The sequence below is a fragment of the Frigoribacterium sp. CFBP9030 genome, from assembly GCF_034045195.1.
Taxonomy (GTDB): domain Bacteria; phylum Actinomycetota; class Actinomycetes; order Actinomycetales; family Microbacteriaceae; genus Frigoribacterium.
Genome location: NZ_JAXCWG010000005.1, coordinates 34,411 through 49,811, shown reverse-complemented (window position 1 = coordinate 49,811; position 15,401 = coordinate 34,411). Strand labels below are relative to the sequence as shown.

General features: G+C 71.9%; 13 protein-coding genes. 4 read left to right on the top strand and 9 right to left on the bottom strand.

All coding sequences use genetic code 11. The annotated features are described in order from the left end of the window. The first annotated feature begins 518 nt into the window (after window positions 1–518). The gene (locus SOM13_RS07580) at window positions 519–1,499 is read left to right on the top strand and encodes an NAD-dependent epimerase/dehydratase family protein (protein WP_320479301.1); all 981 of its coding nucleotides are present in this window, start codon (window positions 519–521) and stop codon (window positions 1,497–1,499) included. 103 nt (window positions 1,500–1,602) lie between these two features. On the opposite strand, the gene SOM13_RS07575 is transcribed toward SOM13_RS07580, so the two are convergent. Then, entirely contained in the window at window positions 1,603–2,229 is a 627-nt protein-coding gene (locus tag SOM13_RS07575; RefSeq protein ID WP_192061098.1) for an NAD(P)-dependent oxidoreductase, read from the bottom strand. 243 nt (window positions 2,230–2,472) lie between these two features. Here SOM13_RS07575 and SOM13_RS07570 point away from each other — a divergent pair, with 243 nt between their 5' ends. The 3 genes from SOM13_RS07570 (at window position 2,473) to SOM13_RS07560 (ending at window position 3,812) form a co-directional block, all read left to right on the top strand. After that, window positions 2,473–2,952 carry a GNAT family N-acetyltransferase gene (locus SOM13_RS07570; RefSeq protein ID WP_320479300.1) on the top strand — a complete coding sequence of 160 codons (480 nt, stop codon included), beginning with the start codon at window positions 2,473–2,475 and terminating at the stop codon, window positions 2,950–2,952. Continuing rightward, window positions 2,949–3,281: an MGMT family protein gene (locus tag SOM13_RS07565; RefSeq protein WP_320477477.1), complete on the top strand. Its 333-nt coding sequence runs from the start codon at window positions 2,949–2,951 to the stop codon at window positions 3,279–3,281. The genes SOM13_RS07570 and SOM13_RS07565 overlap by 4 nt, the downstream gene beginning before the upstream one ends. An 81-nt stretch (window positions 3,282–3,362) precedes the next feature. Then, a complete protein-coding gene (locus SOM13_RS07560; protein ID WP_320479299.1) occupies window positions 3,363–3,812 on the top strand; it encodes a hypothetical protein in 450 nt (149 codons plus the stop codon). 130 nt (window positions 3,813–3,942) lie between these two features. Here the strand turns inward: SOM13_RS07560 and SOM13_RS07555 are convergent, their stop codons facing one another. From SOM13_RS07555 to sucC, 8 genes are all read right to left on the bottom strand, one after another. Further along, window positions 3,943–4,731 (bottom strand): GNAT family N-acetyltransferase, encoded by a 789-nt coding sequence (locus SOM13_RS07555; protein WP_320479298.1) that lies wholly within the window; start codon window positions 4,729–4,731, stop codon window positions 3,943–3,945. A gap of 121 nt (window positions 4,732–4,852) precedes the next feature. Continuing rightward, entirely contained in the window at window positions 4,853–6,820 is a 1,968-nt protein-coding gene (locus SOM13_RS07550; RefSeq protein WP_320479297.1) for an ABC transporter ATP-binding protein, read from the bottom strand. Then, window positions 6,817–8,652 (bottom strand): ABC transporter ATP-binding protein, encoded by a 1,836-nt coding sequence (locus SOM13_RS07545; protein ID WP_192061093.1) that lies wholly within the window; start codon window positions 8,650–8,652, stop codon window positions 6,817–6,819. The genes SOM13_RS07550 and SOM13_RS07545 overlap by 4 nt, the downstream gene beginning before the upstream one ends. 311 nt (window positions 8,653–8,963) lie before the next feature. Beyond that, complete coding sequence (purH, locus tag SOM13_RS07540; RefSeq protein ID WP_320479296.1) at window positions 8,964–10,607, bottom strand: bifunctional phosphoribosylaminoimidazolecarboxamide formyltransferase/IMP cyclohydrolase; 1,644 nt, start codon at window positions 10,605–10,607, stop codon at window positions 8,964–8,966. Continuing rightward, window positions 10,604–11,197: a phosphoribosylglycinamide formyltransferase gene (gene purN, locus SOM13_RS07535; RefSeq protein ID WP_320479295.1), complete on the bottom strand. Its 594-nt coding sequence runs from the start codon at window positions 11,195–11,197 to the stop codon at window positions 10,604–10,606. The genes purH and purN overlap by 4 nt, the downstream gene beginning before the upstream one ends. 73 nt (window positions 11,198–11,270) lie before the next feature. Beyond that, the gene (locus tag SOM13_RS07530; protein WP_320479294.1) at window positions 11,271–12,968 is read right to left on the bottom strand and encodes a DUF6350 family protein; all 1,698 of its coding nucleotides are present in this window, start codon (window positions 12,966–12,968) and stop codon (window positions 11,271–11,273) included. A 170-nt stretch (window positions 12,969–13,138) separates the two neighbouring features. Then, complete coding sequence (sucD, locus tag SOM13_RS07525) at window positions 13,139–14,026, bottom strand: succinate--CoA ligase subunit alpha (RefSeq protein WP_320479293.1); 888 nt, start codon at window positions 14,024–14,026, stop codon at window positions 13,139–13,141. 15 nt (window positions 14,027–14,041) lie between these two features. Then, window positions 14,042–15,205 (bottom strand): ADP-forming succinate--CoA ligase subunit beta, encoded by a 1,164-nt coding sequence (gene sucC, locus SOM13_RS07520; RefSeq protein WP_320477469.1) that lies wholly within the window; start codon window positions 15,203–15,205, stop codon window positions 14,042–14,044. Window positions 15,206–15,401 lie beyond the last annotated feature (196 nt).

Sequence of the window (15,401 nt, the reverse complement as noted above, 5' to 3'; positions counted from 1 at the left end):
GTGACGCGTTCGCACCCCTGACCCGCGCCTCCGGCCCCTTTCAGGTCACCTCGATGCGGCCGGGCCCCGCTCCGCCCCCGCACCGCTCATCGAAGTGACGCGTCCGGGGCACCGGACCGCGCCTCCGGCCCGCTTCGGGTCACCGCGATGCGGCTCGGCCCCAGCCCACGCCCACAGCCCCTTTCGCGTCACCTAGATGCAGCCGGGCCCCGCTCATCCCCCGCACCGCTCATCGAAGTGTCGCGTCCGGGCCCCTGACCCGCGCCTACTGCCCTTTTCGCGTCACTTCGATGTGGCCCGACCCCACGCCGCTCCCGCACCGCTCATCGAAGTGACGCGTCCGGGGCCCCGGCCCGCGCCTACTGCCCCTTTCGCGTCACCTCGATGCGGCCGGGCCCCGCTCCGCTCCCGCACCGCCCATCGAGGTGACGCGTTCGGGGCACCGGACCGCGCCTCCGGCCCCTTTCGCGTCACCTCGATGTGGCCCGGCCCCGGCCGAACGGGTGCACAGTGGGGCGATGACGACGACGTCCCTCCTCGTGATCGGCGGCACCGGGCAGATCAGCGCGGCGGTGGTGCGGCAGGCCCTGCTCGACGGCGTGGCCGTGACCGTGCTCAACCGCGGGAGCACCTCCATCAGACCGCTGCCCGCGGGCGTCGAACAGCTCACCGCCGACGTGCGCGACGAGGAGGCGGTGGTCGCCGCCCTGCACGGCCGCCGCTTCGACAGCGTCGCCGACTACCTCACGTTCACGCCCGAGCAGCTCGCGTCGATGCTGCGGGTCGTGGCGCCGCTGACCGATCAGTACATCTTCATCGGCTCGGCCTCGGCCTATCAGAAGCCCCCGGTCTCGTTGCCGATCACCGAGGCGACGCCGCTGTTCAACCCATGGTGGGCCTACTCGCGAGACAAGATCGCGTGCGAGCGGCTGCTGCGCGACGAGCACCAGGCCGGCCGGGTGCAGGCCACCGTGGTGCGCCCCTCGCACACCTACGACGAGACGCACGTGCCGCTGCTCGGCGGCTGGACGACCATCGAGCGCATGCGCCGAGGCGACGCGATCGTGCTGCACGGCGACGGCACGTCGATGTGGGCGCTGACGCACTCCACCGACTTCGCGCGGGCGTTCGTCGCGCTGCTCGGTCACCCCGACGCGATGGGCGAGGCGTTCAGCATCATGGCGCCCGAGCAGCTCACCTGGAACATGATCGCGCGCGATCTCGCCGACGCCGCCGGGGCGCCGCTGCACCTCGTCCACCGCACCACGCACGACATCACCCAGACTGTTCCCGAGTGGACCGCCGACCTCTGCGGCGATCGCAGCCACCCGGCCGTGTTCGACACGGCGAAGATCCGCGCGATCGCCCCGGACTGGGAGGCGCGGGTCCCGTTCGCCGAGGGAGCCCGCCAGATCGTCGCCTGGCACGACGCCGACCCGGCCCGCCGCGCGATCGACCCGGGGGTCGACGCCGCCTACGACCGACTGGTCTCGCTGTAGCCGAGCGTGCGGGAAGCGCGGGCGTTGCGGGGGGCGCGGGACGCGCGGGAGGCGCGGGGCTTGCGGGGGGCGCGGGGCTTGCGGGGGTCGCAGGAGGCGCGGGTCAGGAGTCCGCGCCGGTCACGACCGCGGTCCGCCGCGACCAGGTGCCGTCGCCGAGCTGCGCGAGCATGAAGCGGGCGACATCGGCGCGCGAGACCTTCGTCGAGGCCCCCGCCGGCAGCCTCTCGGCGACGACGATGTCGCCGGTCGCGGGGCCGTCGACGAGACGGGTGGGGTAGACGAGGGTCCAGTCGAGGTCGCTGGCGCGGACCTCGGCGTCGGCGACCTCCTTGGCCGCGTAGACCCTGCCCAGCACGCTGTGGAAGAACATCTTCTGCAGGGGCCCGGCGTCGCGTTCGCTGTCGCCGACCCCGAACGCCGAGCAGACGATCAGGCGCTCGACGCCGGCGGCGTCCATGGCGGGCAGCAGCACGCGCCCGACCTCGAGCTCGACCGGCACCCTGAAGTTGCGCGAGCCCACGGCGTTCAGCACGACGTCGCGCCCGTCGACCGCCTCGGCCATGTGGGAGGCGGTGGTCGCGTCGCCGACGACGACGTCGACCCCGTCGCTGGTGTCGAGGGCGGTCGCATCGCGGACGAGCACCCGCACGTCGTGCCCCGCGGCGAGGGTGGTGCGGAGGAGGTGCGAGCCGACGCCTCCGGTCGCTCCGAGCAGGAGGATCTTCACGGGGGGCTCCTTCGAGGCGCGGATGGGGCATGGCCGGAACCGGCGTGCCGAGAGGTCACCGTGTCGGTCGATGACTTGAATATGCAAGCCAACTCCCTGCCACCCGGCGGCGCCACCTCGAACCGCCAGCGGCCAGCGATCTCAGGGCCGAACCCGAGCGCGCTGTCAGGTGGCGCGGGTCGGCCGGGTCGAGGCCGGGGTCGGTGCTGGTGCCGCGAGCGCCGCCGCCAGTAGCCTGAGGGCATGTCGGATCTCCGCCTCGAAGAACTGTCCGCCGCGACCGTGGTCGCGGCCAACAACCTGACGCTCAAGCCGGGCCAAGAGCAGTACGTGGCCCCGGTGTCGCACTCGATCGCCGAGGCGTACGTCAATCCGACGACCGCCTGGCCGCGCGTCGTCGTCGATGTCGACGGCGCCGATGGCGAGAGCACGGTCGTCGGCTTCATCATGGGCAACTTCGACGCCTCGGCCGACGACGAGAAGCTGCGCAGCTGCATCTGGCGCATCAACGTCGAGGCCGATGCGCAGGGCCGCGGAGTCGGGCGGTTCGCCGTGCACGCTCTGGCCGACGAGGCCCGCAGCCGGGGGTTCGACCGACTGACGGTCATGTACGAACCCGGCGACGACGGGCCCGAGGAGTTCTTCGCCCGCATCGGCTTCGAGGTCGTCGGCGAGACCCCGTACGGCGAGCACTTCGCCGCGCTGAGGCTGACCCCGGCGTGAGCCCCGGTGCCGACGCGGGCGCTGGCCCCGGTGCCGACTTCGCCTCGCGCGTGGTCGAGGTCGTCGAGTCCATCCCGGCGGGCCGTGTCATGACGTACGGGTCGATAGCGGCCGTGCTCGGTTCGCGGGCCTCCCGCGCGGTCGGGCAGGTGATGGCGTACGCGGGGTCCGAGCTGCCGTGGTGGCGCGTCATCCGGGCGTCCGGGCATGCTCCCCGCGACCACGAGAGTCGTGCTCTCGAGATGTACCGGGTGGAGGGAACGCCGCTGCGGTGGTCTCGGGCGGGTGCGTTCCGGGTGGATCTCGAGCGCGCCTCCTGGGAGCCCTGACCGGCACGATCCTCCTGACGGATGAGACCGTCTCGACTCCGGGCTGATCCGCTCGGCGCCGGGAGGCGCTTGGCTCGGAGCATGCCCTCCGTCACCCGTCTCGTCGCCGCGACCGCCCTCGTCTCCGCACTCGCGTTCGGCCTCGCCGCCTGCTCGCTCGGCAGCCTCGGGTCCGCCGAGCGGAGCTTCGAGTTCGACAGCTACGGCGAGGCGCCGAAGTCGGGCACGCGGTCGTTCGTGCTCGCCGGGTGGGTCCCGTCGGACGCCACGTCGATACGCGCCGTCTCGCTCCGGGACGATCCCGAGGAGGCGGTTCTCACGTTCCGTACGACGACTCCCCTCGCCGACGCCGCGGGCTGCATCCCCGCGGATCCGCTCGAGTCGACCCCGCCCGTCTCCCCCGACTGGTGGCCGGCCGACCTGCCGACCGCAGGGGTCGTCTGCGGCGAATGGTCGGTCGTGGCCGGCGACGACGGCCAGGTGTTCGCGTGGCGGGAGTCATCGCCGACGGAGGCCTCGAAGGCCCGCTGACCGTGCCTCACGGTCGGTGCGTGGCGTCTGCCGACCCCGGGCGAGTCCGACGCCGCCGGTCCACCCCGACCGCCCGCCTCCGACGGACTCGCCCGCCGTCGCCCCGCGGTCGCCGCGAGCGACGCAGCGGTCAGCGCGCCCAGTCGTACGGCGTCGTCGTGGACACCTTCACGAGACCCGGCCGCTCGAGGATGGGCCGCGAGTCGTCGGTCGAGTCGCTGTGCACGAGCGTCTTGCCGAGGGCGACGGCCGAGCGCGCCCGGGCGGCGGTCAGCGCCCGGTAGATGCCGCGGTGCCGGTACGCCTCGAGGGTGGCACCGCCCCAGATGCCGACGAAGTCCGTGCCGGGCACCGGCTCGAGTCGGCCGCCGCTGACCATCCGGCCGTCGACCTCGGCGACCCAGAGCTCCATGCCGTCGCCGCGGGCGAGACGGGAGAGCAGCGCGTCGGCCTGTCTCGCGTCGACGGCCTCGCCGAAGGCCTCGTCGACCATCGCGCTCATCGCCCGCACGTCGGCCTCGGTCGTGACCCGCCGGACGGTCACCCCGGCCGGGACGTCGCCGACCTCGCAGAGCGCCGCGAGCGGTCCGATCATGATCGACTCCGGTTCACCGGGCGTGAAGCCGTGGGCGACCAGGGCGTCGTGCAGACCGGGGGCGTGGTCGTGGCCGCGCGACTTCCACTCGACGCGGTCGGTCTCGGGGTCGGCTCGGAAGTGCTCCAGCGCCTCGCCGACCAGCCCGCTGATGCGCTCCGCATCGGAGCCGCCCAGATCGCGATAGGTGACGAAGCCGCGCCCGCCGGCGAAGGTCACGAGCCGGAGCGGGCCCAGCATCGTCACTCCGATCGCGCTCGGCGTCTCGGCGTCGGTGCGGAGTTGATCGTCGTAGGCCTGCAGGTACCTCGTCGTGTCTGGCATCGGTGACACGCTAACGGACGGCAGACCGGAACGGGCGAGTCCGTCCGCCCCGGTCGACCACGGCCGCCCGCCTCCGACGGACTCGCCCGTCGTCGCGCCAGGCGCCGCACCTCCGCCGACCTCACACGAGGGAGTCCCGCCACGCGGCGTGCAGCTGCGCGAACCGGCCGGTGCCCGAGATGAGGTCGGCGGGGCTGCCGTCTTCGACGACGCGGCCGTACTCCATCACCAGCACCCGGTCGGCGATCGCCACGGTCGAGAGCCGGTGCGCGATGATCAGCGCGGTGCGGTCGGCGAGCAGGGTCTGCAGCGCCTCCTGCACCATGCGCTCCGAGGGGATGTCGAGCGACGCCGTCGCCTCGTCGAGGATCAGCACGCTCGGGTCGGCGATGAAGGCCCGGGCGAACGAGAGCAGCTGACGCTGACCCGCGGAGACCCGCCCACCGCGCTTGTTCACGTCGGTGTCGTAGCCGTCGGGCAGCGCCATGATGAACTCGTGCGCCCCGACCGCACGGGCCGCCCGCTCGATGTCCTCGCGGCTCGCATCGGGCTTGCCGAGCGCGATGTTGTCCGCGACCGACCCCGAGAACAGGTAGGCCTCCTGCGTGACCATGACGATCGCTCGCCGGAGGTCCTTCGGGTGCAGATCTCGGAGATCGACGCCGTCGAGGGTGATGCGCCCGCGCGTCGGGTCGTAGAACCGCGAGATCAGCTTCGCCAACGTCGACTTGCCGGCACCGGTCGAGCCGACCAGGGCGATCGTCTGCCCGGCCGGCACCGTCAGGTCGAACTCGGGCAGCACGACGGTGTCGGCGTTGTAGGCGAACTCGACGTCGTCGAACTCGACCCGGCCGGTGGCGTGCCACAGGTCGACCGGGTGCGTCGGGTCGGGCACGCTCGGCTGCTCTTCGAGCACGCCCGAGATCTTCTCGAGCGCGGCGGAGGCCGACTGGTAGCCGTTGTAGAACATCGCCATCTCTTCGGCCGGGTCGAAGAACCGCTTGGCGTACAGGGCCACCGCGAGCAGGGCGCCGATCGCCAGCGTGCCGTCGATGACACGGAACCCGCCGAACAGCACGACCGCGGCGAGGGTGGCGTTGCCGATCAGCACGAGACCCGGGTCGAAGGTGCCGAACAGGGTGAAGACCTTCGAGTTGGCCTGGCGGTAATCCTCGACGAATCCGCCGTACTCCTTCTCGTTGCGGCCCTCCTTGCGGAACGCCTGGACGGCGCGCATGCCGGTCATCGTCTCGACGAAGTGCACGATCACGCGGGCGCTCGTGACACGGGTGGCTCGGAACAGCTTCTGCGAGCGCACCTGGAACCACCGGGTCAGGGCGATCAGCGGCACGAGCGCGACGGCCAGCACGAGACCGCTCTGCGGATCGAGGGCGACCAGCGCGATCGCCGTGAACAGCATGTAGAGCAGCCCCGAGACGAGCTGGTTGATGCCCGAGTCGAGCAGTTCGCGGATCGAGTCGAGATCGCTGGTCTGGCGCGAGATGATGCGCCCCGAGGTGTACGTCTCGTGGAACTCGAGGCTCAGTCGCTGCGTGTGCAGGAACAGCCGCTTGCGCAGGTCGATCAGGATCGCCTGGCTGATGCGCGCCGACAGCACCGTGTACTGCGCCATCAGCACGGCGCCGATCACGCCGGTGACGAGGTACACGACGACCACGAGGATGGCCGGCGCCCAGTCCTGCTGGTCCATCAGGGCGGGCAGGGCGCGGTCGATGCCGAACGCGATCAGGGCCGGGCCGGCGACCTGGGCCCCGACGCTGACGACGACGATGACGCCCATGACGACGAGTCGCCATCGCAGCGGGCGGAGCAGCGAGCCGAGGAGGCGCAGCGAACGCCCCCGGAGTCGCTTGCTCTCGTCGCGGGTGAAGTCGTCGCGCTCCTCGCCTCTGACCCCCTCGGTGGTCGAGCCCCGCCCGACGCGCTTCTCGGCCGGGGTGCGGCCGTCGAGGGCCTCACGCCCGGCGTCGCCGGTCTGGTCGCGGCCCGTCTGGTCGCGGCCCGTCTGGTCGCGGCCCGTCTGGTCGCGGCCGGTCTCGTCGCGGTCGTCCGGTCTCTGGTCGCTCATGCGAGCACCTCGTCTCGGGTGGTGGTGTCGTCGTCGAGCGACGAGATGACGTAGCGGTAGTGCTCGTTGGTGGCGAGCAGGTCGGAGTGCGTGCCGACCGCGGTCACGACCCCGTTCTCGAGCAGGGCGACGCGGTCGGCGAGGGTGACGGTCGACGGCCGGTGGGCGACGATGAGCGACGTGGTCGAGGCCAGCACGCGTCGCAGCCCCGCCTCGACCCGGGCCTCGGTGTCGACGTCGAGCGCGGACAGGGGGTCGTCGAGCACGAGCACGGCGGGGCGGGCGGCGATCGCCCGGGCCAGGGCGAGACGCTGACGCTGACCGCCCGACAGGCTGAGCCCCTCTTCGCCGACGCGCGTGTCGACGCCGTCCGGCAGGCGGTCGACGAAGTCGGACTGCGAGATCTCGAGGGCCTCGCGCAGCACCCGGTCGGACTCGACGGGGTCGTCGGCGAGATCGGGTCGCCCGAGCAGCACGTTGTCGCGGACGGTCGCGCTGAACAGCGTGGCGTCTTCGAAGGCCATGCCGATGTGACGACGCAGCTCTTCACGAGTGAGATCGCGCACGTCGACGCCGTCGAGCAGCACCTGCCCGCCGGTGACGTCGTAGAGCCGCGGCGCCAGGGCCAGCAGAGTGGTCTTGCCCGAGCCGGTCAGACCAACCAGGGCCATGGTCTCGCCGGGCTCGAGCACGAGATCGACGCCGTCGACCAGGTCGGGGAACTGCGCCGGGGAGTCCTGGTACCGGAAGTGGGCGCCCTTGAACTCGAGACGGCCCCGCGGCTGGTCGATGGTCTGCGGGTTCTCGGGGTCGGTCACGGTGTTCTCGCTGTCCATCACCTCGAAGAACCGGTCGGCCGCCGTGCGGGTGTCGAAGGTCATCGACAGCAGGAACCCGATCGACTCGACCGGCCAGCGCAGCACCGTCGCGGTCGCGAAGAACGCGAAGAGCTGCCCCACCGTCAGCTGCCCGTCGGCGGCGAGCCAGACGCCGCCGAGCAGGCAGAGCGCGAACGCGACGTCGGGGACGAGCAGCAGCCACAGCCACAGCTTCGAGACGGCCCGCGCCTTCTCGATCTCGGTGCCTCGCAGGTCCTCGGCCTGCTTCTCGAACTCGCGCAGCGAGTGCTTGCCCCGCCCGAAGGCCTTCAGCACGCGGATGCCGTGCACGCTCTCCTCGACGCTGGTGGCGAGGTCCCCGACCTGGTCCTGGCTGCGACGGGCGACGAGCGAGTAGCGCTTCTCGAACGCGAAGCTGACCACGAACACCGGGAGCGACGCGACCACGAACAGCAGCCCGAGGGCCCAGCTGTAGAAGAACAGCACGACGAACCCGACGACGATCGTCAGCATGTTGACGACGAGCAGCACCAGCCCGAAGGCGAGCCACCGGCGGATGAGGCTGAGATCGCTGACCGAACGGCTGAGCAGCTGCCCGCTCTGCCACCGGTCGTGGAACGCCACGGGCAGGTCTTGCAGCTTCGCGTAGAGCGCGTTGCGCATCGACGCCTCGACGTGGGTGCTCGGTGTGAGCACGAGGCGCCGCCGGGCGGCGATCATCAGCGCCTCGACGACGCCGAGGGCGAGCACGACGGCGAACGCCGGCCACACCTGCGAACGGTCGCCGCTCGACAGCGGGCCGTCGACGAGCAGTTGCAGGACGACGGGGATGAGCAGAGCGACGACGGCGGCGAGCAGTGCCGCCACCATGCCGAGCACGATGCGCGGCACGGCCGGGCGGGCGTACGGGTAGAGCCGCGCGAGCGCGCGGAAGGTCGACGGTTTGGGCTCGGGGGTGGTCGATGACGGGGTGGAGGTGGACTGTGCTGACATGGCGGTTCCAAGTGTCGTCGTCTGGCGGGGGCGTCGCGGCTCGCGGCCCTGCCGCCGGGGATGTGTCGTGATGTCGGCGGCCTGTGGAGGACGCATCCGCCCGACCTGATCAGTCGTCCGGACCTGCTCGTGGCACGCAGCGGATCGTCACTCCACCGCGTTGGGCAGCCTTTCAGGATAGGTGCACGAACACCCCCGCCGCAAGACCGGTTGGTTCGGATCGCGACGGGGGCGTAGGGGCGGGGCCCGGGTGCGCGAGGCGCTGAGCGCGCTCGGAGCACTCGCAGGCCTCGCAGGCCTCGGGGCACGTCTCAGTGGAAGAAGTGACGCTCTCCCGTGAAGTACATGGTGACGCCCGCGGCCGTGGCGGCCGCGACGACCTCGTCGTCGCGGATCGAACCGCCGGGCTGCACGACGGCCCGGACACCGGCGTCGAGCAGCACCTGGAGCCCGTCGGCGAAGGGGAAGAACGCGTCGGACGCGGCCACCGACCCCGTCGCGCGCTCGCCGGCGCGATCGACGGCGAGGTGGCACGAGTCGACCCGGTTGACCTGCCCCATGCCGACGCCGACCGATGCGCCGCCGGAGGCGAGCAGGATCGCGTTCGACTTGACGGCGCGCGAGGCCTTCCAGGCGAACTCGAGATCGGCGCGTGTGGCCGCGTCGGCCTCGTCGCCGGCGACCAGCGTCCAGCCCCCTGACGAGAACCCGGTGAAGCCGTCGGCGTCCTGCACGAGGAGGCCGCCCGAGATCTGCTTGACCTCGCGGTCGTCGCGCGAGTAGTCGGCGGGCAGCGTCAGCAGACGGATGTTCTTCTTCGCACTGAGGATCTCGACGGCCTCGGGGTCGAAGCCGGGGGCGATGACCACCTCGGTGAAGATGTCGCGCACGGTCTCGGCCATGGCGCGCGTGACGGGCCGGTTGGCGGCGATGACGCCCCCGAACGCCGACACGGGGTCGCAGGCGTGCGCCCGCCGGTGCGCGTCGGCGATGGCGTCGACGGCGTCCGGCGAGGCCACGGCGATGCCGCACGGGTTCGCGTGCTTGATGATCGCGACGGCGGGCTCGTCGAAGTCGTAGGCGGCCCGCAGCGCGGCGTCGGCGTCGACGTAGTTGTTGTACGACATCTCCTTGCCGTGCAGCTGCTCGGCCTGCGCGATGCCCTGCGCACCCGGGGTGGCGTAGATCGCGGCGGACTGGTGCGAGTTCTCGCCGTAGCGGAGGGTGTGCTGCAGCTCGGCCGAGACGGTGACCGTGGGGGCGAAGCCGACCCGCGCCTCCTCGGCTCCGTCTGTCGCGTCTGCGCTGTCAGCGTCGGCGTCGTGACCGACGTTCGCGGCGAAGTAGGCCGCGACGGCCGTGTCGTACGAGGCCGTGTGGGCGAACGCCTCGCCCGCGAGACGCTGCCGCTGCCGGAGGGTCGTGCCACCGGATGCGAGCGCGTCGACGATCTGCGGGTAGTTCGACGGCGAGACGACGATCGCGACGTTCGCGTGGTTCTTGGCCGAGGCGCGCACCATCGCCGGTCCGCCGATGTCGACGTTCTCGATCACCGTGGGCACGTCGGCGCCCGAGGCGACCGTCTCGACGAACGGGTAGAGGTTCACGACGACGAGCTCGAACGCCGCGATGTCGAGCTCGGCGAGCTGCGCCTCGTGCGACTCGAGCCGCAGATCGGCGAGGATGCCCGCGTGCACGGCCGGGTGCAGGGTCTTGACCCGCCCGTCGAGCGACTCGGGGAACCCGGTCACCGCGCTGACGTCGGTGACCTCGTGCCCCGCGTCGCGGATGGTGGAGGCCGTCGAGCCGGTCGACACGATCTCGACGCCCGCGCCGGCGAGCGCCCCCGCCAGGTCGAGCAGGCCGCTCTTGTCGCTGACGCTGATGAGCGCCCGCCTGACGGGCACGGTGTCGCGGTCTCGGTAGAGGCTGGGGTCGATGGCGTGGCCGCTCATGCGGTGGACTCCTGTTCGAGGTCGATCGTTCCGTTGGCGATGTCGAGCACGGTCTGCACGAGCAGTTCGCGTTCGACGAGCTTGATGCGGTCGTGCAGCGACGACTCGTCGTCGCCGGGCAGCACGGGGATGCGCTGCTGAGCCAGGATCGGGCCGCTGTCGACGCCGTCGTCGACCACGATGACGCTCGCACCGGTCTGATCGACACCGGCGGCGAGGGCGTCGCGGACTCCGTGCGCCCCGGGGAACTCGGGCAGATAGGCGGGGTGCGTGTTGATCAGGTTCGGGGCGAGGGCCTTGACGACACGAGGCGGCACGAGTCGCATGAAGCCGCTCAGCACCACCAGGTCGGGCTGCCACTGCCGCACCTGCGAGAGCAGTTCGTCACCCCAGGCCCCGCGGTCGGCGAAGCTCGAGAACGGCACCGTGAAGGTCGGCACCCCGAAGTGGTCGGCGTGCTCGAACCCGTCGGCGTCGCGATCGGCCCCGACGGCGACGACGCGCGCCGGGTACTCGGCGTCGTGTGCGGCTTCGAGCAGTGCCCGGAGGTTCGATCCGCCACCGGAGATGAGCACCACGAGCTTCAGCACGCGGCAAGCCTAGCGTGGCGCCTCACAGCGCCTCGCGGCACCCCTCGGCGCCCGGGTCGAACCCGGTGAGGGGTCAGCGGGTGATGCCGTCGATCCGGCCCGTGACGTCGGGGTCGTCGCCGCGGTCGGCGTCGCGGTCGGCGCTGTCGCGGTCGCGGGCGTCGCGGTCGCGGGCGTCGCGGTCGCGGGCGTCGCGGTCGCGGGCGTCGCGGTCGTCGTCACGCTCGTCTCTGCCGAGGTCGCGGTCGCGGTCGTCGCGCGGTGCCGCGATCCTCGAGTCGTCGTCGACGCCGACGGTCTCCGCCTCGGAGGATTCGCCTGGCGCCGACTCGGGCGCGAGGGTGCTCGTGCCGGTACCGATGCCGGTCGCCGTCGCCGCGCCTCCTGCGGACTCGCCGGGCCGTGGCGTGCCGAACTCGCGAGGTGCGCGCGCCGTCTCGTCTGCAGAGCGGCCCGCGGACCCGGCGCCGCGCGAGGACGCAGCGGACGCCGTCGCCCCCGCATCGCGTGCGACCCCCGAGGAGGCGCGGGTCGGCAGACCCCCGCCCGTCACGAACCGAGGCGGCGCCACGATCATGGCCAGGACGGCGGGTACGGCGACCTCGAGCGCGGTGAAGCCACCGACCGCCCAGGGGTTCGGGCCGACGTCGACGAGGCGACCAGGCCCCGCCGACCCGGCGGATGCCCAGGCCGCCGCCCCGAGCGCGACACCCGCCACGACGCCGGCGGTCACCCCGACGAGCACTCGACGCAGGGTGTCGTCGACACCGGCTACCGCTAGAGCAGCCTGCAGTCTCGGGCGCAGCAGGGTCGTGACGACGTACGCGGCCACGACGGGCACGAGCAGCCCGACGAACGCGAAGGGCAGGTCGGCGGTCGGCAGTGCCCCGAAGATCGGAAGCGCGGGCAGCGGCCCCACGGACGTGCCGAGGGGCGAGATGCCCGACCCGGTGCCGAGGGCGAACCCCGGGCCGACGAGCCACGAAGCGGCCCAGACCACGATGTTCGGCAGAAGGGCGAGCTGGCCGATCGTCAGCGCGAGACCACCGAGCAGACCCCCGTGGGCGCCTTCGTACAACGTGATGATCTGCGCGAAGTGCGTGAGCAGCAGCAGGGCGACGACGACCGCCGCGCAGGCGACCACGACGGACGCGATGGCGACGCCGGCCCGCAGCCCCCCGGCCGCGACGATGCGGGCGGCGAGCGGTGCGCGGACGACGAGGCGGGTGACGGACGAGGCGATCGCGCCGGGGTCTTCTCCGCGACGACGGCGGGTGATCTCGGCCATCGCGAGCACGGGCACGGCGTAGACGAGCGGCGGCAGCACGACGGCCTGCCACAGCGACGGCGAGGCGAGCTCGTGCTGGGCGGTGGCGGCCAGGCCCGTCGACAGCAGCGCGAAGGTGCCGATCGTCGTCAGCAGGCCGACGACCCGGTGCTCGGTCTCGGCGATGGCACGACCTGCGCGGATGCCGAAGACGACCGTCAGGGCCGAGAACCCGAGGGCCGCGATGGTCAGGTGGATGGGAGCGTCGGCCCCGGCGACCCCCGTGGCCTCGGCGGCGGCACCGCCCAGTCTCAGGGTCACGTCGACCCCGTGCCCCACGAGCCAGGTGTCGATCGAGGCGCGCCAGAAGATGACCCAGTCGAGCTGCAGTCCGTACTGGAACGCCCAGAGCAGGCTGGTGATCGCGACCGGCAGCCCCACGCCGATGCCGACGACGAGCAGGGCTTCGAGCGCGGCGAAGGCGGCGGTTGCAGGGCGGTTCATCGAGGTCGACTGTACCGGCAGCCCCCGACGCTCTCCGAGCGCCTCGCCCTGAGCGACTCGCCCTGAGCGTCCGCCCTGGCCGGACGCCGAACGGGCGTGTCCGTCGACTCCGGGTCATGACGACCACCCGGTCTCGACGGACACGCCCGTTCAGGAGGCGCGGGTCGGCCCTACAGAGCCGCGTACACCTCGCGCAGGAGTGCGGCGGTCTCGCTCGGCGTCTTGCCGACCTTGACCCCGGCGGCCTCGAGGGCCTCCTTCTTCGCCTGAGCCGTGCCGGCCGAGCCGGACACGATGGCGCCGGCGTGACCCATGGTCTTGCCCTCGGGGGCGGTGAACCCGGCCACGTAGCCGACGACCGGCTTGGTGACGTGCGCCTTGATGTACTCCGCCGCCCGCTCTTCGGCGTCGCCGCCGATCTCGCCGATCATGACGATGGCCTTCGTGTCCGGGTCGGCCTCGAACGCCTCGAGGGCGTCGATGTGCGTCGTGCCGATGACGGGGTCGCCGCCGATGCCGATGGCCGTCGAGAAGCCTAGGTCGCGCAGCTCGAACATCATCTGGTACGTCAGGGTGCCCGACTTCGAGACGAGCCCGATGGGGCCTGCGCCCGAGATGGAGGCAGGGGTGATGCCGACGAGCGACTCGCCGGGCGTGATGATGCCGGGGCAGTTCGGTCCGATGATGCGGGTCGCTCCGCCCTTCGACTTCGCCAGCGCCCAGAACTCGGCGGCGTCTTGCACGGGGATGCCCTCGGTGATGACGACCACGAGCGGCACGGCGGCCTCGATGGCCTCCACGACGGCGTCCTTGGCGAAGGCCGGGGGCACGAAGACGATCGAGACGTCGGCGCCGGTCTCGGCGACGGCCTCGGCCACGGTGCCGAACACGGGCAGCTCGATGTCGCCGTGCGTCACGGTGGTGCCGGCCTTGCGGGCGTTGACCCCGCCGACGACCTGGGTGCCGGCCTTGAGCATGAGAGCGGTGTGCTTCGTGCCCTCACCGCCGGTGATGCCCTGGACGATGACCTTGCTGTCTTTGTTGAGGAAGATCGACATTGTTCTGTTCAGTCCTTACTTCGAAGCCAGCTCGGCGGCCTTGTCGGCCGCCTCGTCCATGGTCGCGACGACGGTGACCAGCGGGTGCGCCGCCTCCGCCAGGATCCGTCGACCCTCGTCGACGTTGTTGCCGTCGAGGCGGACCACGAGCGGCTTGGTGGCCGTGTCGCCGAGGATGCCGAGGGCGGCGACGATGCCGTTGGCGACCGCGTCGCAGGCCGTGATGCCGCCGAAGACGTTGACGAAGACGCTCTTGACCTGGGCGTCGCCGAGGATGACGTCGAGGCCCGCGGCCATGACCTCGGCGCTCGCTCCGCCGCCGATGTCGAGGAAGTTCGCGGGCTTGACGCCGCCGTGCGCCTCGCCGGCGTAGGCGACGACGTCGAGGGTCGACATGACGAGACCGGCGCCGTTGCCGATGATGCCGACCTCGCCGTCGAGCTTCACGTAGTTGAGGCCGGCGGCCTTGGCTTTGGCCTCGAGGGGGTCGGCGGCGTCGGCGTCTTCGAGCTCGGCATGACCGGGGTGACGGAAGTCGGCGTTCTCGTCGATCGACACCTTGCCGTCGAGGGCGACGATGTCGCCCTGCTCGGTGAGCACGAGGGGGTTCACCTCGACGAGGGTCGCGTCTTCGCCCTCGTAGACGGCGTAGAGCTTGACGAGCACGGGGGCGACCTTCTCGACCAGCTCGGCGGGGAACCCGCCGGCCTTCGCGATCTCGGTGGCCTTCGCCAGGTCGATGCCCGAGCGGGGGTCGACCTCGATGCGGGCCAGCGCGTCGGGCTTCTCGACGGCGAGCTGCTCGATCTCCATGCCGCCCTCGACGCTGCAGAGCGACAGGTACGAGCGGTTGGCCCGGTCGAGCAGCACCGAGAAGTAGAACTCCTGAGCGATCTGCGCGCCGCCGGCGATCATGACCCGCTTGACGACGTGGCCCTTGATGTCGAGCCCGAGGATGTCGCGCGCGGCGGCCTCGGCCTCGTCGGGGGTCTTGGCGACCTTGACGCCGCCGGCCTTGCCACGGCCACCCACCTTGACCTGCGCCTTGACTACGGTCACGCCGCCCAGCTTCTCGGACGCGGCCCGCGCCTCCTCAGGGGTGTCGGCCGTGATGCCGGGCAGCACGGGCACGCCGTACTGCTCGAACAGGTCTCTGGCCTGGTACTCGAAAAGATCCACGCTGTTCTTCCAATCCGCATCGCTGCGCCATTGCTTCGCTCGGTCGTGCCGACGTGTCGGCGGAGGCCGGTCACCACCTGGTCGAACGGTCTCGACGTCGTGGCGACGGGCCCCGGTCAGCCTAGCGCCGAGCCCTGACGGGCACGTGAACCGTCGGGCGACCTGTGAGCACCCGCCCGTCCGTCGCTCTGGGGAG

Coding starts and splice junctions, on each gene's coding strand:
- SOM13_RS07580 (WP_320479301.1), top strand. CDS start 519: ATGACGACGACGTCCCTCCTCGTGATCGGCGGCACCGGGCAGATCAGC.
- SOM13_RS07570 (WP_320479300.1), top strand. CDS start 2,473: ATGTCGGATCTCCGCCTCGAAGAACTGTCCGCCGCGACCGTGGTCGCG.
- SOM13_RS07560 (WP_320479299.1), top strand. CDS start 3,363: ATGCCCTCCGTCACCCGTCTCGTCGCCGCGACCGCCCTCGTCTCCGCA.
- SOM13_RS07555 (WP_320479298.1), bottom strand. CDS start 4,731: ATGCCAGACACGACGAGGTACCTGCAGGCCTACGACGATCAACTCCGC.
- SOM13_RS07550 (WP_320479297.1), bottom strand. CDS start 6,820: ATGAGCGACCAGAGACCGGACGACCGCGACGAGACCGGCCGCGACCAG.
- SOM13_RS07545 (WP_192061093.1), bottom strand. CDS start 8,652: ATGTCAGCACAGTCCACCTCCACCCCGTCATCGACCACCCCCGAGCCC.
- purH (WP_320479296.1), bottom strand. CDS start 10,607: ATGAGCGGCCACGCCATCGACCCCAGCCTCTACCGAGACCGCGACACC.
- SOM13_RS07530 (WP_320479294.1), bottom strand. CDS start 12,968: ATGAACCGCCCTGCAACCGCCGCCTTCGCCGCGCTCGAAGCCCTGCTC.
- sucD (WP_320479293.1), bottom strand. CDS start 14,026: ATGTCGATCTTCCTCAACAAAGACAGCAAGGTCATCGTCCAGGGCATC.